This is a genomic window from Propionivibrio sp. (assembly GCF_047602565.1).
GTDB lineage: Bacteria > Pseudomonadota > Gammaproteobacteria > Burkholderiales > Rhodocyclaceae > Propionivibrio.
The window spans coordinates 2,678,558-2,704,679 of the sequence record NZ_JASGGX010000001.1; the positions used below are offsets into that span (position 1 = coordinate 2,678,558).

The 26,122-nt window shown below is 65.3% G+C and carries 18 protein-coding genes and 1 pseudogene; 6 read left to right on the forward strand and 13 right to left on the reverse strand.

What is annotated here, in order from left to right; all coding sequences use genetic code 11:
• The first annotated feature begins 233 nt into the window (after positions 1-233).
• The gene (locus QM701_RS12580; protein WP_415167394.1) at positions 234-1,421 is read left to right on the forward strand and encodes a tyrosine-type recombinase/integrase; all 1,188 of its coding nucleotides are present in this window, start codon (positions 234-236) and stop codon (positions 1,419-1,421) included.
• 470 nt (positions 1,422-1,891) lie between these two features.
• On the opposite strand, the gene QM701_RS12585 is transcribed toward QM701_RS12580, so the two are convergent.
• On the reverse strand, positions 1,892-2,269 hold the full coding sequence (locus QM701_RS12585) for a hypothetical protein (RefSeq protein ID WP_415167395.1): 378 nt from the start codon (positions 2,267-2,269) through the stop codon (positions 1,892-1,894).
• Between the two features lie 364 nt (positions 2,270-2,633).
• On the reverse strand, positions 2,634-4,274 hold the full coding sequence (locus QM701_RS12590; RefSeq protein ID WP_415167396.1) for a PucR family transcriptional regulator: 1,641 nt from the start codon (positions 4,272-4,274) through the stop codon (positions 2,634-2,636).
• A 66-nt stretch (positions 4,275-4,340) separates the two neighbouring features.
• On the opposite strand from QM701_RS12590, the gene QM701_RS12595 reads away from it, so the two are divergent.
• Complete coding sequence (locus tag QM701_RS12595; protein ID WP_415167397.1) at positions 4,341-5,258, forward strand: DUF2877 domain-containing protein; 918 nt, start codon at positions 4,341-4,343, stop codon at positions 5,256-5,258.
• Positions 5,259-5,293: 35 nt separating this feature from the next.
• Here the strand turns inward: QM701_RS12595 and arcC are convergent, their stop codons facing one another.
• The 5 genes from arcC to QM701_RS12620 form a co-directional block, all read right to left on the reverse strand.
• Positions 5,294-6,253 carry a carbamate kinase gene (arcC, locus tag QM701_RS12600; protein WP_415167398.1) on the reverse strand — a complete coding sequence of 320 codons (960 nt, stop codon included), beginning with the start codon at positions 6,251-6,253 and terminating at the stop codon, positions 5,294-5,296.
• Positions 6,254-6,395: 142 nt separating this feature from the next.
• Positions 6,396-7,817, reverse strand: a complete 1,422-nt coding sequence (locus QM701_RS12605; RefSeq protein ID WP_415167399.1) for a DUF1116 domain-containing protein — start codon at positions 7,815-7,817, stop codon at positions 6,396-6,398.
• 1 nt (position 7,818) lies between these two features.
• The gene (fdrA, locus tag QM701_RS12610) at positions 7,819-9,363 is read right to left on the reverse strand and encodes an acyl-CoA synthetase FdrA (RefSeq protein ID WP_415167400.1); all 1,545 of its coding nucleotides are present in this window, start codon (positions 9,361-9,363) and stop codon (positions 7,819-7,821) included.
• Between the two features lie 25 nt (positions 9,364-9,388).
• Positions 9,389-10,753, reverse strand: a complete 1,365-nt coding sequence (locus tag QM701_RS12615; protein ID WP_415167401.1) for a tetratricopeptide repeat protein — start codon at positions 10,751-10,753, stop codon at positions 9,389-9,391.
• A gap of 18 nt (positions 10,754-10,771) precedes the next feature.
• Positions 10,772-12,292 carry a hypothetical protein gene (locus QM701_RS12620; RefSeq protein WP_415167402.1) on the reverse strand — a complete coding sequence of 507 codons (1,521 nt, stop codon included), beginning with the start codon at positions 12,290-12,292 and terminating at the stop codon, positions 10,772-10,774.
• Between the two features lie 405 nt (positions 12,293-12,697).
• Here QM701_RS12620 and QM701_RS12625 point away from each other — a divergent pair, with 405 nt between their 5' ends.
• Positions 12,698-13,513: a ZIP family metal transporter gene (locus QM701_RS12625; RefSeq protein WP_415167403.1), complete on the forward strand. Its 816-nt coding sequence runs from the start codon at positions 12,698-12,700 to the stop codon at positions 13,511-13,513.
• On the opposite strand, the gene QM701_RS12630 is transcribed toward QM701_RS12625, so the two are convergent.
• The 3 genes from QM701_RS12630 to gdhA all read right to left on the reverse strand — a co-directional run bounded on the left by QM701_RS12630 (position 13,505) and on the right by gdhA (position 16,996).
• Positions 13,505-14,914, reverse strand: coding sequence for an HD-GYP domain-containing protein (locus QM701_RS12630; protein WP_415167404.1), 1,410 nt, complete (start codon positions 14,912-14,914; stop codon positions 13,505-13,507). The two genes, QM701_RS12625 and QM701_RS12630, sit on opposite strands and share 9 nt — an antisense overlap.
• Positions 14,915-15,162: 248 nt before the next feature.
• Complete coding sequence (locus QM701_RS12635) at positions 15,163-15,498, reverse strand: hypothetical protein (RefSeq protein WP_415167405.1); 336 nt, start codon at positions 15,496-15,498, stop codon at positions 15,163-15,165.
• 154 nt (positions 15,499-15,652) lie between these two features.
• Entirely contained in the window at positions 15,653-16,996 is a 1,344-nt protein-coding gene (gene gdhA, locus QM701_RS12640; protein ID WP_415167406.1) for an NADP-specific glutamate dehydrogenase, read from the reverse strand.
• A gap of 293 nt (positions 16,997-17,289) precedes the next feature.
• Here gdhA and QM701_RS12645 point away from each other — a divergent pair, with 293 nt between their 5' ends.
• Positions 17,290-19,872 carry a PEP/pyruvate-binding domain-containing protein gene (locus QM701_RS12645; protein ID WP_415167407.1) on the forward strand — a complete coding sequence of 861 codons (2,583 nt, stop codon included), beginning with the start codon at positions 17,290-17,292 and terminating at the stop codon, positions 19,870-19,872.
• Here the strand turns inward: QM701_RS12645 and QM701_RS12650 are convergent.
• Together QM701_RS12650 and QM701_RS12655 are read right to left on the reverse strand one after the other, a co-directional pair.
• Positions 19,829-20,761, reverse strand: coding sequence for a DMT family transporter (locus QM701_RS12650; RefSeq protein ID WP_415167408.1), 933 nt, complete (start codon positions 20,759-20,761; stop codon positions 19,829-19,831). The genes QM701_RS12645 and QM701_RS12650 overlap by 44 nt on opposite strands.
• Before the next feature lie 81 nt (positions 20,762-20,842).
• Positions 20,843-22,371: pseudogene (locus QM701_RS12655) on the reverse strand (helicase HerA-like domain-containing protein).
• 135 nt (positions 22,372-22,506) lie between these two features.
• On the opposite strand from QM701_RS12655, the gene QM701_RS12660 reads away from it, so the two are divergent.
• Complete coding sequence (locus QM701_RS12660; RefSeq protein ID WP_415167409.1) at positions 22,507-23,232, forward strand: YebC/PmpR family DNA-binding transcriptional regulator; 726 nt, start codon at positions 22,507-22,509, stop codon at positions 23,230-23,232.
• 48 nt (positions 23,233-23,280) lie between these two features.
• Here the strand turns inward: QM701_RS12660 and QM701_RS12665 are convergent, their stop codons facing one another.
• Positions 23,281-24,147 (reverse strand): alpha/beta hydrolase family protein, encoded by an 867-nt coding sequence (locus QM701_RS12665; RefSeq protein ID WP_415167410.1) that lies wholly within the window; start codon positions 24,145-24,147, stop codon positions 23,281-23,283.
• 115 nt (positions 24,148-24,262) lie between these two features.
• Between QM701_RS12665 and QM701_RS12670 the strand changes: the two genes are divergently transcribed.
• On the forward strand, positions 24,263-26,119 hold the full coding sequence (locus QM701_RS12670) for a DUF6600 domain-containing protein (RefSeq protein WP_415167411.1): 1,857 nt from the start codon (positions 24,263-24,265) through the stop codon (positions 26,117-26,119).
• The last annotated feature ends 3 nt before the right edge of the window (positions 26,120-26,122 follow it).

Consider the following 26,122-nt stretch of genomic DNA (forward strand, 5'->3'; position numbering starts at 1 on the left):
AGACGCCCCTATGACGCCCCCATCCGGCCCCGCCCGTCGTGCCCCTGCGGCCCCAGGCGGTGCCCTCTCGGGACATTTTTGGACCACCCCCGGCCGCCCGCCGGCAGTTGCGCGCCAGCAGCCGATAACGCACTTCCGCATCAATAAACTCGCAGTACCGACAACCGGCCCGTGGGGTCATCCCGGTGATTCACCGGGCCGATTGCTCAATACACGCATAAAGGAGTACCCGCATGCCGATCATCCACCTCGACGCGGCCGTCGTCCGCAACGCAAAATGTCCGGAAGGAAAGAGCCGCATCGATTTCTTCGATACCCACATCAAGGGCTTTGTCCTTGAAGCCCGCAGCACCGGAGGAAAAACCTACTATCTTCGTTACCGCGATGCACATGGCCGCCAACGCCAGAAAAAGATCGGCGACGCCCAATCCATCAGCTTTGATAAGGCACGCACAGCGGCCCAACGGTTGCGTTCCCAAGTCGTTCTGGGCGGGAATCCCGCCGAAGAGAAGAAGATCAAACGTTCCATCCCCACCATTGCCGAGTTCTACCGCGATACCTATCTGCCGTACCTGCAAAGCTACCGCCGCAATATGGAGTCCGACTACAGCTTTAACCTAACCCATCTCCTGCCCCGATTCGGGTCCAAGCACCTGGACGAACTGACCCAAGAGGAGGTGATCTATGCCCAGCAGTCGATGCGGGAGGCCGGGTATGCCGCAGGAACCGCGAACAAGTTCGTCGTCCAAATCCGCTACATGTATAACGTTGCCAAGAAGCGGGGCATTCCGGGAGCAGAGTTCAATCCTGCCGCCGGCGTGAAGCAATATCCCGTCCAAGGGCGTGAGCGCTTCCTGACCCAGGAGGAAATCCAGCGTTTGCGCAGCGCGGTGGAAAAGAGCGCGAACACGCAGCTTAAGTTTATTGTTGCGCTGCTCTTGATGCTCGGTTGCCGGAAATCGGAGTTGTTGAACGCCCAATGGGCTCATATGGACCTGACGCGCCGCATCTGGACAATACCGCTCTCCAAGTCCGGCAAGACGCGCTATGTGCCGCTCTCGATTGAAGCCGTGGAACTGCTCAAGGTACTCCCGCGTTGGGACGGCTGCCCCTATGTCCTGCCCAATCCGAAGACGCGCAAGCCCTTTCGGGATTTCCATGAGCCGTGGCACACCGCGTGCCGCCGGGCAGGCTTGAAGGATGTCCGGATTCACGACCTCCGACACACATTCGCCAGCAACCTTGTGAATGCCGGGTATTCCCTCTTCGTAGTCAGCCGAGCGCTCGGCCATGCGAACATCAATCAGACAGCACGCTATTCGCACCTTGCCGACGATACCCTGCTGGCAGCGGCTGATGCAGCGGCCGACGCCATGGGCGACACGTGGAACGAACTGAAAAAAGTCAGCGCACCATCCTGAAACCGGGCAAAATCTAAGCCTTCACCACGACTCCGCCACTCACTGAAAGGTGGGTGGTTGGGTGGGTGATGGGGCGGAAATCTATGCGCATCCTAACGAAAACATTTTGGCTAGGTCACGGTGGGCGCAGCATTCATTTTCCGGTTGGGAAATTGGTGGGTGATGACGATGTCCGCATAAAATCTGCCATAGTTTGTAGGGAATAATAGGGCTGCAGGCGCTCCGAAAGAAATGCCATGAACCAGTCGGGTTTGGTGCTTGAGATATGCCGGAGGCTCGGCTGGAAGTAGCTTTGGCCGGGTATGTTGAGGAGGCTGCGAACGGGCTTTCGGAAGGGAGCCCCGTTTTCCTTTGGTGAAAGCGGGTTTGGTGCGGCAGGCTTGTCCGGCCTGCGAAGGTGGCTTGACTAGGGGCATAGCAGATCACGCATAACCCCGAATCATCAGATCAATTCAGAACCACAGACAATCCTACTTTGCACAGGCGTCACCACCCGAACCTGACCCAACCGACACACCGACGCCTCCAGGCGCTACCGCTGAAACAGGTGGCGCCAAGGCCTTGGATTTCAATTGTGCTTTTGCTTCTGTTGAGAGCTTGACTGGTGACTGCGTATCGAGCAGTTCCACTGCCCAATCCCGCAATGCCGCAGTCTCTGGAGACGGAGAACTGCGTAATTGAGTGATAGCCAACTCGACATATCGAATCCGGTTCTCTGATTCTTTCATTGCCGAATTCACGTCACCGCCGATCTTTGCAACAATGACTGGAATAGCAATTGCGGAGACAATGAATGCTAGCTCTTTTGCACCCTGCAGCCATTGAAGCGTAAGCTCGCCCCATCCCATCACGACTCTCCCCGAAGCGGTCAACGGCATCAACATTACTCCAGTAGCCAGAACGCCGCCTAAGTCAAGGCACGTCAGGCTAATGCAGCCAGAAACGCCCTTACCTGCGCCTCCCTCGCTCTCCCATCTAGGCTATGCAGCTTCAAGAGCAGTTCCGCAGTACTGTCGTCGTCGCAGTATAGGTGAGCAACAGGGGCATTCAGGGCGTTCGCAATCAATCTCACCGTCGGCAACGGCGGTTCATGCACACCTAGTTCTTACCGCCTGATCCGCACCCTGGCGCTGGATTCATCAATCCCGATCTTCACCCCCAGCATTTCCTGAGACCAGCCATGCCCTTCGCGTAACGAGCTCGGTGCTTGTCTCAGAACGCTCCCCGTAGAGGCGCTTTTTCCGCATCGAGCAAGCTCAGGATTTTCAGGCCGATTTGCAAGTGCAGGATTTCGTCGGGGTCCGTCAGGGAGAGTCCCGTCAGTTTCTTGATGCGTTCGATCCGATAGGCGACGGTCTTGACGTGTACGAACAGATTTTTCGCCGTGCTGCTCATGTTCCTGTCGCACTGCAGGTAGGTTTTCAAGGTCTTCATCAACGTCGGTCCGCCCTGCTTGACGAGCGTGAGCTGTCCGAACGCCTTCGGTATGAATTCGGCGAGGCTCTGCCGGCCCGCCAGTTGCAGCAGCAGGCGATAGACACCGAGATCCTGGTAGGCGTTGACCTGGTGCGCGAAGGACATGCTCTTGGCGATGCGCAGGGTGTCTTCCGCCTCCTGGAAACTGCGTGCCAGGTTGACGGGCTCGTTGGCCATGTTGCCGATGCCCATGTACAGCGCCGCCTTACCCTGCTTTTCCCACTTCAGCCCGATTTTCTCCAGGGGAGCGCGCACCTTGGCGAGCCATTTCTTGTCGCTCGAATCGTCCAGCGGCCAGAGCATGATCAGCTTGTCCGTACGCACCTGGATCGGGCAGTGGGGAAACTGCGCGCTCAGCATTTCGTAGAGGCGATCGTAGGCCCGCCGTTCTCCGTCGAGTCCCTTTTGCGCCAGTGAGAATGTCTTGTCGGAGAGCGCAAAGGAAATCACGGCATGGGGCTTTTTCAGATCCCACTGCAGCAGGCTGGCCCGTTCCAGAACGCTGGAAAGCGAGGTGGCGTTGCCGCTCAGGAGATCGCTCAGCACGTCGCTGTGAAAACGCTTTTCCACTTCGCCGACGGCCTGCTGCTTGATCAATTCGATGACCAGGGCATTGATGGCGTTCTTGACGGCGATGTGCTGCATTCCCGTCAGTTCATGGTTGATGCAGACTGCCGCCAGACTGAGGCGCACGTGTCCGACGATTTCGACGGGGAAGACGATCTGTTTCAGCCGCTCATCATTGTCCAGTTCGATCTGGCCTTCGAAATGCGATGCGGGCTTTTTGTCCGTCGGCCGATCGACGAATCGTGCCGATAAAAATCGCGGGGAAGAGGCGCGGATAGGGATGTAGTCCCGGTCGTAAATGACGACCGGATTCTCTATGAACTGCGCGAGCGCCTCGACGATTTCCTGGGTTCCCGCGCCCAGGATCGACAACTGCACGAATCGCTCGTGCGCTTCCTCGATGTATTTGAACAGCGCGAAGCGTTCGTCGAGCAGCCTCGCCGTAACGGCGAAAGCGATGTCGCGGTAAAGCGTGTCGCGGCTGACCTCGATGATCGGCAGATGGTAGCGTTCGGCGGCGCGGATCAATTCCGGAGGAATGGCATCGACGAAAACGCCCACCTTGACGATCAGCGCGCCCAACCCTTTCTTGGCCAGCGCCTTGACGAACGCCGGCAAAGGCTCCAGGGCCTTCAAGGAATACAGGTTGGTCAATAAGACCTCGCCGCCCTGAATCCACTGGGCGACGTCGGGGGCTTCGATGATGTTGATCCCCGTAATCGGGTTCTCCAGCCCCTTCTTGCCGCACATGAGACGCGCGTCTTCGAAAAGGGGCAGTTTCAGAAGATCCGCCACGCAGAATTGTTTCATTTCGTGTTTCGCCCCACCAATATAATCAGAGTTTTTCCAGCCCCATTCTAATACGGGTTCAATCCGATGCTTGACGAAGAATCATCAGAAATACAAAGCGTTATCTCAGGAGACGCGGCATTTCTCGAGCGGCTGCGCGCCGACGGATTCCGCGGCGGCGTGCATAGCGTCTTCAAGCAGGTGGTCAATATCGAGGATGGACACGGGGAACTGCATACCCTGGCCTGCCGCCGCTGCGACGATGCGCCCAATACGCTGCGTCTTGCCGCGGATGAATTGGGTACGGACTGGTTTGTCGCCGGCGATCCATGCTTCAGCCTTCCGGAAAAATCGCTGCTGTGTTTTTCCTCGGGGATGCACGTGCGCTACTCCCAGGCGCTTCCTTGGGAATGCCGGCTGCCCGCGTATCCCGCGCGCCTTTCCAATCTGCCCGGGAAAATCGCCCGCATGGAACGCGCGCTGCAGGCAGAAGCGGTTTCGCCGCCGGCGGGCGCGGGCCGATACCAGCAGGCCGTCGAGGCGATGCTGCGGGAGAAGGCGGAGCGGCTGCTGCATCTCCTGCTGCACGACGATTTGCCGGGCGCCACGGAGTGCGCGGTCGGAATGATCGGATTGGGGCCCGGCCTGACGCCCTCGGGCGACGATTTCCTGACCGGCCTCTTTGCCGTGTTGAACATCGAGGGCAGTCCCGCCCGGCGCTTGCGCCGCATCTGCGGAGACATCCTTGAACGGGCCGCGCCGCTGACCCACCCGATCAGCCTGGCGGCGTTGAAGACCTCGGCCCGGGGCAGGGTCCGGCAGTCCATCGTCGACCTGCTGGACAACCTGTTCGACGAGGACGTTCCGCTGGACGATGCCGTCCTGTCGCGGGTCATGCGCATCGGCTCGACGTCGGGGCGCGACATTCTGGCGGGCGTGCTGTGCGGCGCGCGGCTCGACGACGCGCTTTCGGCGCAAGGAAAGCGCGGCCTCCCCGCAGGATAGCCGGGCCGGCCTCGCGCGGCGGCCCGGCAGGCCGATCAGGGGCAGATCGTCGTTCCCGTTTCGCCGGCCAGGGCTTCGGTCGCCTTTTCGAGGCGGGTGATGATCGCCTTGCCGCCGCTGCGTTCGACGAAGTTGATGGCCGCGGCCATTTTCGGCCCCATGCTTCCCGGCGGGAAATGTCCCTCGGCGAAATAACGCTTGGCCTCCGCGACGCTTATCCTGCCCAGCTTGCGCATGTCCGGCTTGCCGAAATTGACGGCCACCTGCTCCACGGCGGTCAAGATCATCAGGGTATCCGCCTGCACGCATTCCGCCAGCATGGCCGACGAAAGGTCCTTGTCGATGACCGCGTCGATTCCCTCCAGGAGCCCGCCCTCCTTCCTGACCACCGGGATGCCGCCGCCGCCCGCCGCGATGACGGATCGGCCCGTGGCGAGAATCTCCCGGATCAGGTCGATTTCGACGATCTCGACCGGCTTGGGCGAAGCGACGACCTTGCGATACCCCCGGCCGCTGTCTTCGATGTAGTTGAAGCCCAGGGCCTTGGCCAGCGTGTCGATCACTTCGATGCTGTAGAACGGGCCGACCGGCTTGGTCGGCTTCTTGAGTCCGGGGTCGGCGGCGTCGACCACCACGCGCGTCAACACCGTGGCGATGGAGTTCCGCAGCCCTTTGCGCGCAAGCTTGTTGGACAGGCTGTTCATCAACTGGAAGCCGATCTGCCCTTGCGATTCCGCGTTGTAGATGTACAGGGGCATCGGCGGTATCACGGCGCCGGGGTAGGAGTCGCGCAGCATGATCAGGCCGACCTGGGGGCCGTTGCCGTGCGTCAGGACCAGCTGGAAGCCGGCGCTGACGATCTTGACCAGGCATTCGGAGCACGTTTCCACGTTCGCGCTCTGCTCGGCGATGGTTCCTTTCTGGTCCTCGCGGAGCAGGGCATTGCCGCCGATGGCCACGACGACCAGGGGATTCTTACGAGAATGGGTTGTCATCGATCCTCCTGCCGATTATCGGTTGCTGCAAGGTTGCATACGGGCTTCGGCGCCGTCCGCGCCTCCCCGCGCGGCCATCCGCCGCGCATGACGAGCGCGCCGCCTCGACCGGACGGTGGCGCCCGCCATCCCGCGTCCTGGTTTACTGGATGTTTTCCGCCAAGGCGAGGATCGCCTTGTCGAAACACTCCGCGGGCGGGAAGGTGATGCCGGCGCCGATCATGCCGATGCCGGCCTCCTTGTGCGCGATCGCGGTATTGATGACCGGCAGAATGCCCGTCTCGACCACTTTCAGCACGTCGATGCCCGTCGAAACCCCGCGGAAATCCAGCAGCGGGATCGTGACGTTGGGATTTTCCCCCAGAGTGATCTCGCGCATCTTGACGGAGTATTCGATGGCTTCCTGGACCGTGCCGCCGACGATGGCCACGATCGCCGGCGCGGCCGCCATGGCGAAGGCGCCGATGCCGAAGGTTTCGGTGATCGCGCTGTCGCCGATGTCCAGGCCGGAATCTTCCGGCTTGTAGCCGGCGAAGAGCGGTCCGACGACGCGCTGCGCGGGACCGGTGAACCAGGTGTTGCCCGGCATGCCGCTGACGCGCACGCCGAACTCGACGCCGTTCCGGCACATGGTGGTCACCACCGTGCTGTTCTCGATGCCGTGCGCCGCGTCCATCGCGCACTTGCACAGCGCCATCCAGGTGGGGCCGGAGAAATAATCGCTGCTGGCGACGAAATCGAAGAGCTCGCGCTTCTCCCGGGTGGAGAAGGAGGTCTCGACGATGTAGGGCGTGAGCGCCTGGACGAGCAGGCTCGTACCGGCGTTGTTGCGGTTGTGGCACTCGTCGCCCATGTGCAGGGCCTGCGACAGGAGCAGGCGCAGGTCGATTTCCTTGGCCAGCTTCATGGCTTCGGAGAGGATCGGGCCGAACACGTCGCGCATCCAGTTCAGGCGGGCGATCACGGTTTCGTCGTTGGCCCCCATGCGCAGAATCCTGGCGAGCTGTTCGCTCAGGTTGGTGTAGGCGACGTTGCCATACGTCTTGTTCTCGACGACGTGCATGAACATCGAGGCCGAGGTCACGCCGGCCATCGAGCCGACGCAGGCGTGCTCGTGGCAGGGGGAAAAGGTGATCTCGCCGGAGGCCGCGACTTCCTCCGCTTCCTTGATGTTCCGGGCCAGCCCTTCGAAAACGATGGCGCCGGTGACGGCGCCCTTCATGGCGCCGCACATGCGTTCCCAGGTGATCGGCGGTCCCGCGTGCAGGATGGTTTTCCTGGTCATCCCCGGAACGACGTCCAGGGCGCGGCCGAAGCCGGTCAGCACCGGGTGCGACTTGACGATGCGCTCGACGGCCAGGGCGTTGGCCTGGGCGATTTTTTCGGCGCGCGCGGCGTCGGTGAGGTAATCGAGCGCCTTGACGATCGCGGGCTTGCCGCCGCCGGGTGGCATCCAGTCGACGTGCGTCACCGGGACGCGCTGCGCCGCGAGGTCGTCCCGGAAGAGGGAGATCCCGACGTTGATGACATTCAGTTCAGAGAAGATCGATTTTCTGTCGTCCATTTCATTCCCCCTTTGCGACAAAGCCACGAGCCAGGAGCCCCGAGTTCGTGCAACTGCTGGCGTGCGTCACGCCGGCATCGACCAGCTTCTTGATTTGTCCGGCGTAATCCTGCGGATCGAGATCGGTGCCCAGGACGTAGCCGAGAATCTCCAGGTGGCGCCCGGCGCGCGCCGCGTGCTCCTTGGCCTCGCGAATCGCGGGCAGGAGCATGCCGACCGGGTCGGCGTGAGCGCCGTAGCCCAGGATGAAATCGAGGATGATGACGCCGACCTCCGGCTTTTTCGCCTCTTCGACGAAGCGCGCCGTGCGCAGCGAAGGATCGATCATCGGGTGCGGCCGGCCGCGCGTGAATTCGTCGTCGCCGAAATCGATGAAGCAGTGCCCTTCGCTGACGTGGATGTCGCGCATGCGATGGGCCGGGTCCTTGGCGATGTTGGAATACACCTCCGGCAAGGTCTCCTTGGCCAGGAGCATCATTTCCTCGCACAGCGTGCCGCCGCAAAGCAGCGCACGGATGTACTTCTGCTCGGGCTGCAGCTTGGCCCTGACCTCCGCGATCAGCGGCAGGTTCAGCGCGCGCTTGTTGATTTCCCCCTCGGGCTTGCCGCCCAGGATGACCGCCTGCAAGGCGGTTTCCTTGGTCGTCTTGCCGTAGATGCCGCCGGCCGCCTCGATCGTGGCCTTGTCGCCGCCGAGGAAGCAGACCAGCACGGGTTTCCTGCAATTCTTGATTTCGCCGAGCACCTTGGCTTCGACCGACGGCGCGGGCTTCTTGGAAACGAGCACGATGATCTGCGTGGCCGGGTCCTGCTCCAGCAGGCGGATGCCGTCGATCATCATGATCCCGCCGACCCGTTCGTGCAGGTCGCGGCCGCCGACGCCGATGATCTGGGTGATGCCGCCGCCGAAATCGTGGATGCGCGCCGCGACTTCCTGGCTCCCCGTGCCCGAGGCGCCGACGATGCCGATGTTGCCCTCGCGGATGATGTTGGCGAAGCAGAGCGCCTTGCCGCCTATGTAGGCCGTGCCGCAGTCGGGCCCCATTACCAGCAGCCCTTTCCCGTGCGCGTACTGCTTCAGGGCGATCTCGTCCTCGATGCTGACGTTGTCGCTGAAGATCATCACGTTGACGTTCTTGTCGAGCGCCTTTCTGGCCTCGCGCGCGGCGAACTCGCCGGGAACGGAAATGATGGCCAGGTTGGCACCGGGCACGTTGGCGATCGCGGAATCGGTCGTCGCATAGTTGATCGGCCCGCTTTTCGCGCCCTCGCTCTTCTTGTCGAACAGCGCCTCGATGTCCCGCACGGCCTGCGCGCAGGAGTCGGAACTGCCGGTTTCGACGACGATCAGCAGGTCGCCCGTGCCGGCCGCCTCGATCTCGTCGGTCATTAGGCCGATGTTGCGGATGACTTCCTTGTTCAGGTCGGTCCCCATGGCCACCACGGCCTGCTTCACGTCCGGCAGGGTGTTGGCCTTCGCGCTCAGGACCATCAGCGACACGGAGTCGTGATACGTATTCTTCTTGATGATGACTTTAACGGTCATATTCATCTCCTTTACATGACATCGTTCAGGCAAGCGACGCTTGCAGCGCCCGGGCGCGGGCATTGCGCGGGTCCTTGCCGAGCACTTTTTCGATCGACGCGCGGGCCTCGGCCTTGCGTCCGAGCGCGATGAGCACCGCGGCCCGCTCGTTCAGGCAGTCGGCACCTTCCGGAGCCAGGCGCACCGCCGCCTCGATGACGCACAGCGCCTCGTCGAAGCGTTTCAGCAGCGCCAGCGACTGGCACTTGTGCAGGAGGTACAGCGGATTCGTCGCGTCGCTGCGGATCGCGATCTCGATCGCCACGATCGCCGCCTCGTGCTGGCCGAGCGAGCGCAGGCTGTTCGCCTTGTGGAAGGCATAGTCGTAGCGCGCCGGGTCGTAGGACAGCAGCGTATCCATCACGGCCACCGCTTCGACGTGGCGTCCCAGCTCGCGCAGGTAGTTCGACATGTGGTAGCGGTAGATCGGGTACGCCGGCCGGGCGGCGACGGCCTGCGCGTATTCGGCCAGCGCCTCGTCGGGCTTTTTCATCAGGCGCAGGCAATTGGCCGTGTAGAAGTAGAACTCGATCTGCCCCGGATTCCTGTCCAGCCCCTGCCGGTAGGCTGCGAGGGCTTCGTCGAGGCGCTTCGCCGACTGCAGGCAATACCCCTTGTAATACCAGGCCGCCGGGTCCTTGGCGTCCTGCGCGAGGATCTGGTCGAGATCGGCCAGCGCGCCCGCGTAGTCGTCGGCGAAGATCTTTGCGCGGGCCGCCGCCACGGCGCCGGCCTGCCCGCCGGGTTCGCCCTTTTCCCTGTTCAGGATGCGCACGACGTGCTCCTGCCCGAGCGCCCGCGCATGATCGAGCGAGGATTTGCCGTCCCGGTCCTGCAGATCGACGTCGGCGCCGGCGTTGACCAGGGCCGAGACGATGTCGGCGTAGAGATAGCCCCCGTCGCCGAGGATCACCGCTTCGAGCAGGGCGGACCAGCCGAGATGGTTGGCGTGGTTGACCGGGACGCCGCTTCTCAGCGCGACCTGTACGGTCTTCAGGTAGCCCTTTTCGCTCGACGGCAGCAGCACCGTGCCGCCGAAGCGGTTGACGCTCTTCACGTCGGCGCCGTGCGCGAGATAGAGGGCCATGAGCTCGTGGAAGCCGTTGGCGCCGGAGCACAGGTAGGGGCTGAGCAGGGTGACGTCGCGCTCATTGACGTCGCTGCCGGCGTTGACCAGCGTCCTGGCCAGCGCCAGATCGTTCTTCTGGGTGGCGATCATCAGCGCCGTGCGGCCGCCGCCGTCCTTCCAGGAAACGCTGGCGCCTTCGGCCAGCAACGCGGCCGCCCGGGCGGCGTCGCCCGCCTCGCACGCGGCGTGCAGCGCGAGGTTGCGCACATTCTGATCCCTCATTTCGTTTTACTCCTTGCGTCAGTCTTTGATGGGTTCGGTCTTCTCGACCAGCGCGCGATAGAGGAAAAGCGCGACGAGCATCCCGTACGCATAGACGAACTTCATCGCGAGCGGTTGCGCGAAACCGACGGTGGGCGTGTGGATGAAGCCGAAAAGCACCAGCAGCAGGGCCACGGCGGCCGAAATGGCGGCTTTCATCATGTCGTTGCGGATGGCGAAGATGGCGATGCAGCCCCACAGCATGCTGGCAATCGGCGCGCCGTTGCCCAGGTGCAGCAGGCCCATGTAATAGACGCCTTTCTTCTCCAGCATGTCGAAGCCCAGTTTCGCCGCGCTGGTCCCGGCCACGCCCAGGGCGTTGTTGATGAGCGTCAGGCACCAGTTGGCGATCCAGGGGAAGAAGCAGATGAAGATGACCGGCACCTCGTTCTTCGGCGTCTCGCGCACCACCTGGTTGCAGGTCACGATGCCGATGAAAATCAGGATCGGCGCCAGCGCGTAGATCGGAATCACCGCCAGCAGGAAGGCGCCGGCGCCGAAGAGCGAAATGAGCAGCATGGCCGTGCCCGTGGCCATGGTGTAGCCGATGCTCGCGCCCAGGGCTTTCCAGCCGGGGTGGCCGACGTAGACCGTGACCGGGAAGGGGTTGCCGCAGAAGCAGCCGAGGATGGACGAAATGCCGTTGGCGAACATGACTTTGCGGGTCGGATAGGCGTCGCCCGCCGCATGCGCGCTCTCGATGTTCTCCAGGTCGAAGATGTAGTTCGCCAGCCCCAGCGGCACCGCGGAGGCGAGGTACGGCAAGGCGTTCGGCAGGCCGCTGAGGAAGTCGTTGACGTGCACGCCGGGCGGATTGAAGCCGAAGTTGTTCATCGCCTTGGTGATTTCCTCGGGGTTTTGCAGGCCGAACAGCCAGGCCAGCGCCGAGCCGACGACGATCAGCAGGAGCCCCGTCGGTATCCTGGCGAGAAAGGGCGCGCGCCCGAACCAGTTCATCAGGATGATGGCCAGCACCACGAAGGCGACCGTCGGCGCCTGGAAGGATTGCAGCATCGGGTTCATGGCCAGCAGCATCAGCCCGAGGCCGGCCAGGCAGGACAGAAGCACCGTGCGCGGGATCATGGTCCGGATTTTTTCGCCCAGGAAGGAGCCGACCACCAGGATCATCGCTTCCAGGAAACACCAGACCAGCGCGATCTGGAAGGCGAATTCCGCGTTCTTCGTGGTCTGGTAGACCGGCAGCAGGACCAGGAAGGTCACGGTGAAGATGGACGGCGCGCTCGGCCCCGACGGCAGGGCGGTGACGTCGGTGCGCCCGCTCGCCTTGGCCAGGTGAATGGCGAAATAGCCGTAGAACATGCTGGCCGCGAACACCGCCAGGCCGAAGGCCGGCGCGATGCGCCCATAGACCATGTCCTTGGGCAGGCCGACCACGAAAAGCAAAAGCGCGATCATGGTCAGCAGGTTGGTCAGATTATTGACGAGCAGACCGAAGAAAGCCGCCCAGTCCCCTTTTTTCCACAAGATTCCGTTTTCCATGAACTCCCCTTGCAATTCAAATTTTTCTGGAAGACCCGTTTGTCCATGCCGGATAAAAACAAGTGCACCGATTCTTCATGGCACGGCCAGGGCGCCTGCCCGGTAGAAAATGAAACTATTCCTTATTGCGAGCAAAATTATAGGGAGCGCCGGAGGCAATAACATTGGCCTGACGGACCAAAAAAGAGAGGGAATATTTATCCGTCACGGATAGTTTTCTGCCGATCAAATGGAGGCGGCGCCCAGGCGCGGAGCCCGCGATACGGCGATGAAAGGGACAGACCCGCGTCCGAACCGCGATTCCCGAAACCAAGTCGGATCGAAGCCAGCCATCCGATTCACGGCGCCAGGAGTCCATCAAGACATTTCGTTGTCTACGGCTTCGTCGAGCGGAAAGGAAAAGCGATGGCGGACCAACTTCAACTGTACAGCCCGGTCACTCAGGCGTTTCTTGCCACGTTATTCACATGGGGTGTCACGGCGGCCGGCGCGGCGCTGGTTTTCTTCGTGAAGAGGGTGGAACCCAAGCTCATGGACTGCATGCTCGGCTTCGCGGCCGGAGTCATGATCGCCGCCAGCTTCTGGTCGCTGCTGGCGCCGGGCATCGAGATGGCCGAGCAGCTGGGCGGTACGCCGTGGCTGACGGCGCTGCTCGGCTTCATGGGCGGCGGGATTTTCATGCGGCTGACGGACAGCCTCCTGCCGCACCTTCATCCCGGCCTGGAGATGAGCCAGCGCGAAGGGATCAAGACGTCCTGGCAGCGGAGCACGCTGCTGGTGCTGGCGATCACGCTGCACAACATTCCCGAAGGGCTGGCCGTGGGCGTCGCCTTCGGGGCCGTGGCCGCCGATCTGCCTTCCGCGACGATGGGCGGCGCCATCGCCCTGGCCATCGGCATCGGCCTGCAGAATTTCCCGGAAGGCGCCGCGGTATCGCTGCCGCTGCGCCGGGAGGGCATGGGGCGGATGAAGAGCTTTATGATGGGGCAGGCCTCGGGACTGGTCGAGCCGGTCGCGGGCGTGCTCGGCGCCATGTTCGTGATCCACATGCAAAGCGTCTTGCCCTACGCGCTGTGTTTTGCCGCGGGCGCCATGATCTTCGTGGTCGTCGAGGAATTGATCCCGGAGTCGCAGCGGGTGGACGCGCACATCGACATCGTGACCATGGCGACCATGACCGGTTTCTCGGTGATGATGATTCTCGATGTCGCGCTAGGCTGAGCAGACCACGCCCGCGCCGGCTCTTTCATCCTGCGGTCCGATTTTTCCGCCGTGCTCGGCGGCCTGCGCGACCAGCTTTTGATCGGTCAGGCCCAGCCATTCGAGCACGTGCAGCTGGATCTCCCGGCCGGACTCCGCGATTTCCGTGGCCAGCCGATAGGCTTCATGCACGATTTCGCGCAGTTGCCAGCGGGTTTCGTGGAGCAGGGTGTCGAGTTCCACCAGCGCCCGGAGATCGTCCCGCAGGATGGCGACCAGGGAGGCGGGGGCTTCCAGATCGAAGCCGGCGTCCTGCAGGTCGCGCACCAGGGACTGGATGCGTTCGTGGATCAGGGTGAGCACGGGGCAGGCGGCTTCCTTGCCGGAGTTGCCGTTCACCGCGTCCGCGACGGTCTGCCAGTCCCGGAAGATTTCCACGACGCCGCCCAGTTGGGATTCGATGTACAGGGTCGAGGCCATGGCGGCCGACTCTTCGTCGATGCACGGCTGGTCGAGCGCCATCTGCTGGATCAGCGTAATCAGCTGGTCGCTCAGCTTGCGATTGAATTTGTTGTGATTCAGGCGGAGCAGCACGGAGAAGCGGGTGAGGCCTTGCGAGGCCGGAGTCCGCTCGAAAATCGTGTTGGCCACCTCGGCCAGCATCAGGACCTGCGCGGTGAGGGAAATCTCGCCGTTCTTCAGGCCGCGCGGATAGCCGCTGCCGTCCAGGCGCTCGTGGTGTTCGAAGACGGCCTTGCTGATCTTCGGGTGGTATTCGGGGAAGTCGCGGAGAATCAGATACGCGGTGATCGGATGCGCATACAGGTGGTGCCGTTCCGATTTGTCGAGGACGCGCCCGGGTTTCAGCAGGTCGGGAGCGACGTGCAGTATGCCCAGATCGTGGAATACGGCGGCCGTCGCCAGATCGACGAGTTCCTTTTCGGAATGGAAGTAGGCCTTCAGGGCGATATAGACGGCCACCAGCGTCACGCGCAGCGAGTGGTCGAAGACTTCCGGCCGCTGGCAATGCGCCACCGTCAGCTTGAAGGCGAGCGGCGGCGCCAGGTGGATGCCGGAGATGGCGCGCAGGACGCGCGACCTGTACCGCTCGTCCTGGCGCAGCATGTACATCGCGGCGTCGTTGTCGAGCAGCTCCTCGGCATAGGCCCGCAGGTGGTCGGAGGTGATCCCGTCCTCCACGGTCAGGCACTGATCGATCCTGGGGATCAGCTTGTGCCGGACCAGCCGCTCGAACATCGACGAGTTGACCTTCGTGCCGGGGTCGACCAGCTTGATCCTGTTTTTCGTGAAAATCGGCTGGTTGGTGACCACGTTGCGCGAGTCACCCATGGTCGTGATCGCGCGCACATACGACGCATCGTACGACGGCTGTGCTACCTCGGTTCCGGTCTGCGTGTTCATCTTGTCGTTATCCGGACTTCTTTGACGGCTTTTGCCGCCCCTCCGGCAATACCGTTGCCAAGCCCGATTCTGCCCCCGGCATCGTCCAATGACAAGAACCTCCGCGCTTTCGAAAAGGAGACCGTCAAGCTCGTCGCCCCGGCAAGGCCGGCCGCGCCGGCCGTTTCGGGCGAACGATGGAAAAGGAAAAGGCGGGTCAGGCCTGGGCGGCCGCCTCCGCCAACAGGAAACCGCTGCGGCGGTCCGTCTCAGTTGCCGCGGCAGTGCGAACCGGCGTCCGGCTCGATCTCGGGCAGTCCGTGGCGCGCCGAATACTCGCGCAGGTCGTTGACCAGGATGACCGCCTCGCGCAGGGCGTCACCGACCGGGTAGCTGTGCGGAGCGAGGGTGAGCGGGTCCCGGGCGCGCAGGTCCCCGAGCTCGACCGCGCGCGCCAGCTTGCGGTCCACGGCGCCGTAGGCCGTGGCGTAGGCGGAGCGGGGGTCGCCATGCGGCGCGGGCGAGCACATGGCCCTGGCGAAGAGGTGGGTGATGACGGAATACTTGACGTATACCGTCCCGGACGGCAAGGCGATCGTTGTCATGCGGTTCTCCCTCAAACGTTCCCATTACCTGCCGGCCGGGCATCCATCCGGCCGGTGCTCCGGTGCGCGACGTCGTAGTCGGGTGTTTCCCGCCCGGCCGGCGGCCTGGAGGCGTCCGCCGGCCGGATTCCCGCGCCGATCGGGCGGGCGCGCCTTAGATGATTCCCTGCGCGATCATCGCGTCGGCGACCTTGGTGAAGCCCACGATGTTGGCGCCGTGCACGTAGCTGACCGTGCCGTCCGGCCGGCGGCCGTGCAGCAGGCACTCCTCGTGGATCTTGTGCATGATGCCGTGCAGGCGCTGGTCGACCTCCTCGCGCTTCCAGGCAAGGCGCATCGCGTTCTGGCTCATCTCCAGGCCCGAGGTGGCCACGCCGCCGGCGTTGCTGGCCTTGCCCGGCGCGAACAGCACGTTGTTGTGCTCGAACAGCTTGGTCGCCTCGATCGTGCTCGGCATGTTGGAGCCTTCGCACACGGCGATGACGCCATTCTTGATCAGCGCGGCGGCGTCGCTCTCGTCGATCTCGTTCTGCGTGGCGCAGGGCAGCGCCAGATCGACCGGCACCGCCCACGGCCGGATGCCGGGGTGGTACTCGGCGCCGACCCACCCGGCGTACTCGCTGATGCGGCCGTACTCGACGTTCTTGATCTGCATGAGCGTGGCCAGCTTGTCGGGGGTGAACCCCTTCTCGTCCACCACCGTGCCGCCCGAATCGGACACCGTGACCACCTTGGCGCCGAGCGCCATGGCCTTCTCGATGGCGAACTGCGCGACGTTGCCCGAGCCCGACACCGAGACGCGCAGGCCGTCGAAGGTGCGTCCGCGCTGCAGCAGCATTTCCTGCGCGAAATAGACGACGCCGTAGCCCGTCGCTTCCGGACGGATCAGCGAACCGCCGTAGGACAGGCCCTTGCCGGTGAACACGCAGTCGGTCTTGTTGCTCAGCTTCTTCATCATGCCGGTCATGTAGCCGATCTCGCGCGCGCCGACGCCGATGTCGCCGGCCGGCACGTCCGTGTCGGAGCCCAGGTGGCGGAACATCTCGGTCATGAAGGCCTGGCAGAAGCGCATGATCTCACCGTCGCTCTTGCCCTTCGGATCGAAGTTCGAGCCGCCCTTGCCGCCGCCCATCGGCAGCATGGTCAGCGAGTTCTTGAAGGTCTGTTCGAGCGCCAGGAATTTCATGATCGACAGGTTGACCGACGGGTGGAAGCGCATGCCGCCCTTGTACGGGCCGATCGCCGAGCTGTGCTGGACGCGGTAGCCGCGGTTCACCTGCACTTCGCCCTTGTCGTCCACCCAGGCCACGCGGCAGATGATCATGCGTTCCGGCATCAGCAGGCGTTCGAGCAGCGCATGCTCGGCGTAGTGCGGATTCTTCTGCACGAACGGCCAGATGCTTTCCATGACTTCGGTGACCGCCTGCAGGTACTCCGGCTGATGGTCGCTGCTCTGGCGGACTCCTTCCAGAAAATCTTCGAGTGACTTGTATTTCATGACTTATCTCCATAGGGTCAAAATTTTTGGAGTCCCGATTCTGCCACTAGAGTGGGGCATCTTCGTTCCTAAAGCACATAAGTTGTGCATAAAAAGGAACAATGTTGTCCAAAAACCACAACTTCATCGGAAAGTCATAATTTTCTGCACAATAATTGCACCAAAAAGGTGCGTATGCACCTTTTTGGGCACTTCACCGCCGGAAAACGGAGATCGGGAGCGTTGCCATGCCGGGTTCGCGCTATCATCGGCGCGCAGCGCGCACCGAACGCCGCCCGACCGGGTAACACGCCATGGCAGCCGACACCACCGATTTTTCTCCGACCACGGGACTGCCCGAACTCGACGCCGTGCTGCGCGGCGTGCGGCGCGGGGACAACATCGTCTGGCAGATCCAGTCGCTCGACGAATACGCCGCCCTGGTGGCGCGCTACGTCGAGGCCGCCCTGGCGCGGCAGCGGCGCCTGATCTACTTCCGCTTCGCCGAACACTGGCCGCTGCTCGAAGAGGACTCCGGCGCGGAAATCCACCACCCGCGCCCGGCCGACGGGTTCGACGCCTTCGTCGATCAGGTGCACTCGGTGATCGAGGCCGCCGGGCCGGAGACGATGTACGTCTTCGACTGCCTGTCCGACCTGGCGGAAGCGTGGCAGTCGGACCGCATGATGGGCAATTTCTTCCGCCTGACCTGCCCCCGGCTGTTCGACCTGGACACCGTGACCTACTTCGGCATCTTCCGGAACACGCACGCGGCGTCGGCGCTCGGGATGATCACCGAGACGACGCAGTTCCTGCTCGACGTGTTCCACTGCCGCGAGCGGCTCTACGTCCGGCCGGTCAAGGTGCAGCACCGCTCGGCGGCGGCGATGAACCTGATCCACGCCTGGGAGGACGGCGACCATTTCCGGCCGGTGACCGACAGCGGCACCGTCTCCGAAATCCTGGCCGGCTCCGGCTGGCGCGGCCTGCAGGACGACCTGCGCACCGACCATTGGCAGCGCCATTTCGCCGCGGCGCGCGCCGTGGCCGATGCCCGCCGCGCCGGCGCGCCCGACCCGGCCGCGGAAGACGAGTGGTTCGCCTGCCTCGCCCGGCTGCTCTTCCCGGACGACCCGGCCATGTCGCCGCTGATCCGCCGCTACCTGACGCTCGACGACCTGCTCGCCGTGCGCGAACGCATGATCGGCATCGGCAGCGTCGGCGGCAAGGCGCTGGGCATGCTGCTGGCGCGCGCCGTCCTGCGGCGCGACGCCCCGGCGCTGCATGCGCGGCTCGAAGCGCACGATTCCTTCTACGTCGGCACCGAAGTCTTCGACACCTTCCTGGTGCGCAACGGCGTCTGGTGGCTCCGCCGGCAGCAGCGCGACCCGGCCACCTTCCTGCACCAGCTCGACGAGGCGCACGCGCGCATCATGCGGGGCACGTTCACCAGCCAGACGCTGCGCCAGTTCGAAGGCATGCTCGACTACTTCGGCGAATGGCCGTTCATCGTGCGCTCCAGCTCGCGGCTCGAAGACCAGTACGGCAACGCCTTCGCCGGCCAGTACGAGAGCGTCTTCTGCGCCAATCGCGGGCCGCGCGGAGAACGCCTGGAGAGCCTGCTCGACGCGGTGCGCCGGGTCTACGCCAGCGCGCTGTCCGAAGGCGCGCTGCGCTACCGCCAGCGGCGCGGCCTGCTCGACGCCCACGAACAGATGGCGCTGCTGATCATGCGCGTCTCGGGCACCGCCGGCCATCGCTACTTCCACCCGCACGCGGCCGGCGTCGGCATGTCGTTCAACCCCTTCCGCTGGCACCCGCGCATCGACATGCGGGCCGGCGTCGTCCGCCTGGTGGCCGGGCTCGGCACGCGCGCGGTGGACCGCGCGGACGACGACTACACGCGCCTGATCGCGCTCAACGAGCCCGAACTGCGCCCCGAGACGACCTTCGGCGCGATCGCCCGCTACGCGCAGCGGCGGATGGACACCCTCGACCTGGAGGACAACCGCGTCGTCACCGGCCCGTTCGCCGCGCTGACGGCGGACCAGGAGGATTTCCCGCTCGACCTGTTCACCCGCCGCGAGCAGCCCGACCGGCCGCCGTTCCTGACCTTCGACGGCCTGCTCGGGAACACCGCCTTCGTCGAGCACCTGCGCGTGCTGCTCGACTGCCTGCAATCCGCTTACAACCATCCGGTGGAGATCGAATTCGCGCTCAACGTGCTGGACGGCGCCAATCTCCGCATCAATCTCCTGCAATGCCGCCCCATGCAGGTGCGCGGTTCGGACGGCGCCGCGCGGGCCGAGCCGCCGGCCTACGCGCCGAGCCTGATCGCCGCGCAGGGTGCGGTCATCGGCCCCAGCCGCGTGATCCGCCCCGACCGCATCGTTTACGTCACGCCGGAGCTGTACGGCCGGCTCGGCCAGGAAGGGCGGCTGGCCGTCGCGCGCATCGTCGGCCGCATCAACCGGGCCAGCGCGGGGCGCACCGTGCTCCTGCTCGGCCCCGGCCGCTGGGGATCGCGGGACATCTGGCTCGGCATCCCGGTGTCCTTCGCCGACATCAATAACGTCACCGCGCTGTGCGAGATCGTCGCCATGCACGACACGCTGGTCCCGGACGTCTCGCTCGGCACGCATTTCATCAACGAACTGGTCGAGGCCGACATGCTGTACTTCGCCCTCTTCCCGAAGGAAGAAGGCAACCGGATCAACGAGAAGGCGATCCGGCGCCAGCCCAACCGCCTCGCCCGCATCCTGCCCGACGCCAGGGAATGGGCCGGCGTCGTGCGCGTGGTGGACATCAAGTCGCGCACCCTGGTGCTCTACGCCGACGCGGAGCGCCAGCGCGTCACGCTGACCGTCGAGGCCCCGCCGGCGCCGAAGAACGGCTGACCAGCAGCACCCCGGCCAGCACCAGCCCGGTGCCGGCCGCCTGCGCCAGCGACATCGGCTCGCCGAGAATCCACCAGCCGAAAAAGATGGTCAGCACCGGGCCGATGGTGCCGATCAGCACCGAACGCGCCGCGCCGATGCGCGCGATCGACGCCGACTGCATGAACATCGGCAGCACGGTCGAAAACGCCACGATGGCCACCACGTAGGTATACATGCGCAGCGGCAGCCGATACGCCGCCAGCGGCTGGCTGGCGAAGAAATGCGCCTGCGCCGCCACGGTGGAGACGGTCATCACCAGCGCGGTGAAGCGCATCGCCCCGAGGCGCCGGATCATCGGCGCGCTGCCCGACAGATACAGCGCGTAGGTCAGCGACGAGGCGAAGACGAAGGTGCCGCCGATCAGCACGTGGCGCGTGTCGCCCGAAAGCTCCAGGTCGTGCGCGAAGGCCAGCCCGATGCCGGCGTAGGAGAACAGCAGCGAATACAGCTCGTTGCGCTGCAGCGGCCGGCCCATGAACACGACGCCGATCAGGATGGTCAGCGTCGGATAGGTGAACAGGATCAGCCGTTCGAGGCCGGCGGAGATGTACTGCAGGCCGAGGAAGTCGAACAGGCTGGCCCCGTAGTATCCGACCAGCCCGAGCACCAGCAGCATGCCCCAGTCGCGCCGGGTCAGCGGCGGCGCCGAGCGGCCCGCGCGCAGCGCGACCCACAGGAAGACCGGCAGGGAGAACGACATGCGCAGCGAGAGCAGCGTCACCGGGTCGACCGGCACCGCCATCGGCACGGCATAGGCCAGCTTGATCAGGATGGCCTTGAAGGAAAAGCCGAAGGCGGCGAGCACGGCGAGGACGACGCCGAGGCGCTCGGGGGACCAGTGTTTCACGGGGATCGGGACAAAAGAAGGAATGGCGCGGCCGGGCCTCGGCCCGGCCGGAGAGGCGATTCGGCGCGGCGCGGCGCCGCGTCAGCGCCGCTTGGCGCCTCCGAGGATCGAGCCCAGCACGCCGCGGATGATCTCGCGGCCGACCTGCGAGCCGATGGCGCGGGCGGCGGACTTGGCCAGCGCCTCGGCCACGCCCTCGCGATGCCCGCCGCGCGGCCCGGTCGAGCCGCCGAGCAGGTCGCCCAGTTCCACCGAACAGGCCGCCGCCGGAAGAGTCCTCCGGCGCCGGGGCCGGCGCGCCGGTCCGCGCGCCCGTTGCCTGCGCCGCGCCGCCGGCCGGCGCCTGGCGGAGCTTTTCATAGGCCGACTCGCGGTCGAGCGCCTTCTCGTAGACGCCGTAAACCAGCGACGCGCGGATCACCGCCTGCCGCTCCTGCGCGTCGAGCGGGCCGATGCGCGACGCCGGCGGCAGGATGAAGGCGCGCTCGACGACGGCGGGACGGCCCTTCTCGTCGAGGAAGGAGACCAGCGCCTCGCCGACGCCCAGCTCGGTGATCGCCGCCGCCGCGTCGAAGGCCGGGTTGGCGCGCAGCGTCTCGGCCGCCGTGGTCACCGCCTTCTGGTCGCGCGGGGTGAACGCGCGCAGCGCGTGCTGCACGCGGTTGCCGAGCTGGCCGAGCACCTTGTCCGGGATGTCGAGCGGATTCTGCGTGACGAAATACACGCCGACCCCTTTCGAACGGATCAGCCGCACCACCTGCTCGATCTTCTCCAGCAGCGCCGGCGGCGCCTCGTTGAACAGGAGGTGCGCCTCGTCGAAGAAGAACACCAGCTTGGGCTTGTCCGGATCGCCCACCTCCGGCAGCCGCTCGAACAGCTCGGAGAGGAGCCAGAGCAGGAAGGTCGAGTACAGGCGCGGCGCTGCCATCAGCGTGTCGGCGGCGAGAATGTTGATCACGCCCTTGCCGTTCAACGGTCTGCATCAGGTCGTTGATATCGAGCATCGGCTCGCCGAAGAAACAGTCGCCGCCCTGCTGCTCCAGCGCCAGCAGGCCGCGCTGGATGGCGCCGATGGAGGCGGCGGAGACGTTGCCGTACTCGGTGGTGAAGGACTTCGCGTTCTCGCCGACGTACTGCACCATCGCGCGCAGATCCTTGAGGTCGAGCAGCAGCAGGCCGTCGTCGTCGGCGATCTTGAACACCAGCTGCAGCACGCCGGACTGCGTGTCGTTGAGGTTGAGCAGGCGGGCGAGCAGCAGCGGCCCCATGTCCGAGATCGTCGCGCGCACCGGGTGGCCCTGCGCGCCGGCCACGTCCCAGAACGCCGCCGGGAATGGCGCCGGCGCCCAGTCGGAGATGCCCAGCAGGTCGAGCCGCTGGCGCAGCTTCGGACTCTCCGTCCCGGCCGCGGCGAGGCCCGACAGGTCGCCCTTCACGTCGGCCATGAACACCGGCACGCCGATGCCGGAAAAGCGCTCGGCCAGCACCTGCAGGGTGATCGTCTTGCCGGTGCCGGTGGCGCCGGTGATCAGTCCGTGCCGGTTGGCCAGCGCGGGCAGCAGACAGCATTCGGTTCGTTGGTTCCTGGCGACGACGAGGGGATCAGGCATCGAAAGCTCCGCGGGAAGAATCATCGGGAAGTGATAAAATGCGCCGCCTTATTATCAACCATTTGCATTGCGCTTTGTTGCGCCGGAAGACTCTCGCGGCAGCGCGCATCCCCAGCATCCACACGAGGTAAGACCATGGCCGGACATTCCAAATGGGCCAACATCCAGCACCGCAAGGGCCGCCAGGACGAAAAGCGCGGCGCCGCGTTCTCCAAGGTGGCCAAGGAAATCACCGTGGCCGCCAAGATGGGCGGCGGCGACCCGGCGTTCAACCCGCGCCTGCGCATGGCCGTCGACAAGGGCAAAGCCATCAACATGCCCAAGGACAAGATCGACAACGCGATCAAGAAGGGCACCGGCGAGCTTGAGGGCGTCGATTACATCGAAATCCGCTACGAGGGCTACGGCATCGGCGGCGCGGCGATCATGGTCGACTGCCTGACCGACAACCGCACGCGCACCGTCGCCGAAGTCCGCCACGCCTTCGCCAAGCACGGCGGCAACATGGGCACCGACGGCTGCGTGGCCTTCCAGTTCAAGCACTGCGGCCAGCTCATCTTCGCGCCCGGCACCGACGAAACGGCGCTGATGGACGCCGCCATCGAAGCCGGCGCCGAGGACGTGATCTCCAACGATGACGGCTCGATCGAGGTGGTCACCCCGCCCGCCGACTACATGACGGTCAAGGAGGCGCTCGAAGCCGCCGGCTTCACCGCCGAGTTCGGCCAGGTCACCATGAAGGCCGAGAACGAGACCGAGCTGACCGGCGAGGACGCCGCCAAGATGCAGAAGCTGCTCGACGTGCTGGAAAGCCTTGACGACGTACAGGAGGTTTACACCAGCGTGGTGATCGACGAGTGAGGCCTCGGCCGATTCCGCCCGAAACGGCGCCGCGGCGCCGTTTCTTTTTCAGAAGCCGACGCGCGTCAGGAACGCCTCGAAGGCCGGCTTCCATGCCGCCGGGTTCTTGGTGAACGTGCTGTGGCCGTCCTCGCCGAGCGGCGGCAGGGCAACGAATTCACCCTTGCCGCCCTTGGCGATGAAAGCGTCGAACCACTCACGCGGGTATTTCTGCCCGAAGAAGCGGTCGTTCTCGCTGTACAGCCAGAGCGTCGGAATCCCGGTCGCCGCGCCGTAGGCCGCAAACGTCTCTTCCAGCCGGTCGGCGCGGCAGGGGTTGCCCGGCCGGTTCTCCGGATTGCCGCCGCTGCCGCCCACGAAATTCACCGCCGCGACGACGCCAGGAATGCGCATCGCCGCCAGGGCCAACGACGTGGCGCCGCCGAACGATTGGCCGACGACCAGGCCCCGCCCGGCATCCACGAACGGCAGGCCGCGTGCGTATTCGATGACCGCCAGCCCCTGCCGCGCGGCCGCTTCAAAGACAAGAGGATAATTAGGGGACGAGCAATTGCCGGAATACTCGACGTCCTCGCCGCCGCTGACGCCATAGCCGATCCGGGTCGGCACGAGCACCACGAACCCCTTGGAGACGAAATAACGGGCGTTCTCCGAATACCTCACGCGCCCGTACTCCGCCCTGTTCAACGATCTTCCGTGATTGAGCAGAAGAAAGGGGGCGCGCGCTCTGTCCTCGTCGCGGAAGACGGTCACGGTGATCTCCTGCGCCACTTCCTTGCCGAAGATGTTCCTGGCCTGCACGGGAACCGTGACCACCTCTTCGAGAATCCCCGCCGCGCATTCCGCCGCCGGCGTCAGCAGCAGCCCCAGGAAAAGCGCCGCGCAGCGTACCCATGCCGCATCGTCCCATCGCATTGTCGTATTCTCAGATAGGGTTCCGGCCCGCATTCTGAAACAAATTGTTTCCCCGGTACACCGTTTCCCGCCGGGGCCGTTGTTCGTTCGAGGCCCACTGAACAGGATCACCGCCATGCCCGACCTCCCCGCCCTTTTGCGACGCGGCCGCTGCCTGCTGCTGGCGCTGCTCGCCGCGTTGCTGGCGCTGCCGGCGCTGGCCCAGAGCGATCCGCCCGGCCGCATCGGCCGCATCGCCTGGACCTCCGGCGACGTCTACCTGAACAACCCGGACACCGGTGAACTCGGCGCCGCGCCGCTCAACCAGCCGCTGACCAGCGGCGACGTGGTGACCACCGGACCCGGCGCGCGCGCCGAAATCCAGATCGGCGCGATGACCCTGCGCCTCGACGCCGACACCCGGCTGGTGCTCGACCGCATCGACGACGCGCAGGTGCGCGTGGTGCTGGACGGCGGCCGGATCATCGCCAAGCTGCCCACCGAGGATACCCGGCGCGATTTCGTGCTCGACGCCGGAAACGGCCATTTCCTGCCGCGCGCCACGGGCATCTACCGTTTCGACCGCGACGCCGCCGGCACCGTCGCCACGGCCTACTTCGGCACCCTGCGTTTCGAAGGCCCGGACACGGCGTTCGACGTCAATGCCGGGGAAAGCGCCCGCGTCTGGAACGACGGCGCCGGGCGCCTCAACTACCGCATGGCGCAGGGCGTGCGCGACGAATTCACCCAATGGAGCGCGGCGCGCGACCAGCAGCAGCGCGCCACGGCCACGGCGCGCTACGTCTCGCCCGAAATGACCGGCGTGCAGGATCTGGACGCCTACGGCGAGTGGTCCGAGACGCCGGATTACGGCGCCGTATGGTTCCCGCGCGCGGTGGCCGCCGACTGGGCGCCCTACCGCGACGGGCACTGGGCCTGGGTCGCGCCGTGGGGATGGACCTGGGTCGGCCGCGAGCCCTGGGGCTTCGCGCCGTTCCATTACGGCCGCTGGGCATGGGTTCGCGGCGCCTGGGCCTGGGTGCCGGGAACGCGCATCGCGCGTCCGGTCTACGCCCCGGCGCTGGTGGCCTGGGTCGGCACGCCGGGCGGCGGCGTCGCGGTGGGCGTCGGCGCGCATCCGCCGGTCGGCTGGTTCCCGCTGGCGCCGCGCGAGGTCTACGTACCTTTCTACCGCGCCAGCCCGGCGCACGTGCGGTTCGTCAACGCCCCGCACGTGCCGCATCTCGAACATGCCGACCGGATTTCCTCTCATCCGCAGGACGCCGTGCGCGGCCGCCAGTTCGTCTATCGCAACGACCCGCGCGCCTTCACCACCGCCCCGCCGCAAGCGTTCGACCGGCCGCGTCCCGGCGTCCGCATCGCGCCGCGGCCCGGCGGCGAGCCGGCGCCGGCCTTCCGCGAACCGCGCCGCGAGGAACCCCGGCCGGTGCAACGTCCCGATTGGCAGCCCGCGCAAAGGCCTCCGCGCATGGAGTCGCTGCCGCGCGGGCCGGGACCCGGATCGGCAGACGGGGCGCCGCTCCGCCGCGACCGCCCGGATGCCGGCGCCGCTTCCCGGCAGATGCCGGCGCCGCAATCCGACGTGGCCGCGCCGCGCCGCGATGCGCGCCCCGATCGCGGGTCTTTCTCCGACTTCCGCCGTGAAAGGCGCGAGGATGCCGCGCCCCGGCCGGCCGTGCCGGCGCCCGCGCCGACGACCACCCGGCCGCAGATGCCCGCGCTGGAACGCCCGGCGCAGCGGAGCGCGCCGTCCATCGAGCGCGAACGGGCGGTCGAGCGGCCGCGCGAAATCCAGCGCCCGCCGGAGCAACGGATGGAAATGCGCGGCGCGCCCCAGCCGCGGATCGAGCGCCACGAGGAACGAGCGCCGTCGCCGCGCATGGAGCGTCCGCAGGAATCGCGCGGCGAGGGCCGGCGCGAGGGACACCGCGACGCGGACCGCCGGCCGGGAGGACCGCCGGACCGGCGCTGAAGC

Bases quoted from the DNA above. Each gene is read 5' to 3' on its own strand.
- QM701_RS12580 (WP_415167394.1), top strand. From the start codon at position 234: ATGCCGATCATCCACCTCGACGCGGCCGTCGTCCGCAACGCAAAATGT.
- QM701_RS12585 (WP_415167395.1), bottom strand. From the start codon at position 2,269: ATGGGATGGGGCGAGCTTACGCTTCAATGGCTGCAGGGTGCAAAAGAG.
- QM701_RS12590 (WP_415167396.1), bottom strand. From the start codon at position 4,274: ATGAAACAATTCTGCGTGGCGGATCTTCTGAAACTGCCCCTTTTCGAA.
- QM701_RS12595 (WP_415167397.1), top strand. From the start codon at position 4,341: ATGCTTGACGAAGAATCATCAGAAATACAAAGCGTTATCTCAGGAGAC.
- arcC (WP_415167398.1), bottom strand. From the start codon at position 6,253: ATGACAACCCATTCTCGTAAGAATCCCCTGGTCGTCGTGGCCATCGGC.
- QM701_RS12605 (WP_415167399.1), bottom strand. From the start codon at position 7,817: ATGGACGACAGAAAATCGATCTTCTCTGAACTGAATGTCATCAACGTC.
- fdrA (WP_415167400.1), bottom strand. From the start codon at position 9,363: ATGACCGTTAAAGTCATCATCAAGAAGAATACGTATCACGACTCCGTG.
- QM701_RS12615 (WP_415167401.1), bottom strand. From the start codon at position 10,753: ATGAGGGATCAGAATGTGCGCAACCTCGCGCTGCACGCCGCGTGCGAG.
- QM701_RS12620 (WP_415167402.1), bottom strand. From the start codon at position 12,292: ATGGAAAACGGAATCTTGTGGAAAAAAGGGGACTGGGCGGCTTTCTTC.
- QM701_RS12625 (WP_415167403.1), top strand. From the start codon at position 12,698: ATGGCGGACCAACTTCAACTGTACAGCCCGGTCACTCAGGCGTTTCTT.
- QM701_RS12630 (WP_415167404.1), bottom strand. From the start codon at position 14,914: ATGAACACGCAGACCGGAACCGAGGTAGCACAGCCGTCGTACGATGCG.
- QM701_RS12635 (WP_415167405.1), bottom strand. From the start codon at position 15,498: ATGACAACGATCGCCTTGCCGTCCGGGACGGTATACGTCAAGTATTCC.
- gdhA (WP_415167406.1), bottom strand. From the start codon at position 16,996: ATGAAATACAAGTCACTCGAAGATTTTCTGGAAGGAGTCCGCCAGAGC.
- QM701_RS12645 (WP_415167407.1), top strand. From the start codon at position 17,290: ATGGCAGCCGACACCACCGATTTTTCTCCGACCACGGGACTGCCCGAA.
- QM701_RS12660 (WP_415167409.1), top strand. From the start codon at position 22,507: ATGGCCGGACATTCCAAATGGGCCAACATCCAGCACCGCAAGGGCCGC.
- QM701_RS12665 (WP_415167410.1), bottom strand. From the start codon at position 24,147: ATGCGATGGGACGATGCGGCATGGGTACGCTGCGCGGCGCTTTTCCTG.
- QM701_RS12670 (WP_415167411.1), top strand. From the start codon at position 24,263: ATGCCCGACCTCCCCGCCCTTTTGCGACGCGGCCGCTGCCTGCTGCTG.